1 pseudogene is annotated in these 828 nt (G+C 49.3%); it reads left to right on the forward strand.

The features are described from left to right. A pseudogene (gene ldh / locus ACTHUR_RS13050) lies at positions 1 to 398 on the forward strand (L-lactate dehydrogenase); the annotation flags it as partial. Positions 399 to 828 lie beyond the last annotated feature (430 nt).

The raw sequence follows: 828 nt of genomic DNA on the forward strand, positions 1-828 counted from the left end.
CATCATTGCGCTTTGGAGCACCGCCAACATCGCCGGTATGTCGGTTCAGAAGATGCTGGAACAATCGGAAGACGGGCAGGCGCGTATGGACAAAATCTATAACAACGTGCGCAATGCCGCCTACGAAGTCATCGCCGCCAAAGGCACGACCAGCCACGGCATCGGCATGGGCTTAAGCCGCATCTCCAACGCCATCCTGCACAATCAAGGCGTCGTATTGCCCGTTTCCACCTTGCTAGAAGGCGAGTTCGGACAAAACGGTGTGTATATCGGCGTACCGACCGTCGTCAACCGCCAAGGTGCGGTACGCATCATTGAACGATGAAGCCGAACGCTTTGCCCGCTCGGCGGAGCTGTTGAAAAGCTATCAACGCAAAGTCGATGAAATGGTCGGATAAATAGAATAGCCTCTGAATAAAACGTCGTCTGAAAACTGGAAATCTGGTTTTCAGACGACGTTTGCTATGTAGGAGGAAGTTAAACCGTCAATAGTCTAAATTCAAATAAAAAATACCTATATCTAAGTTACTTTATTCTCGTTACGCAATTTACCGGTTGTCGTCATTCCCGCCCCCGCCTACGCGAGGACAGGCTACGGTGGGAATCCATTTTTGAAATTCGGAAACTGTTTTTCAAATAAAGGTTTCTCAAGTTTTACGATGGATTCCTGCCTGCGCAGGAATGACGGTACTAATCCGCCTATAACAAACGTCTCTGAAAACCAAATTTCCAGTTTTCAGACGACGTTAACCTAAGCGTTATTTCTCTGCTTTCAACACCCGCTGACGGCGCGTTTCGCTCAACACCATGCCCGCGCTGACGGAGACG

The sequence above is a fragment of the Neisseria sp. P0021.S007 genome, assembly GCF_051956855.1.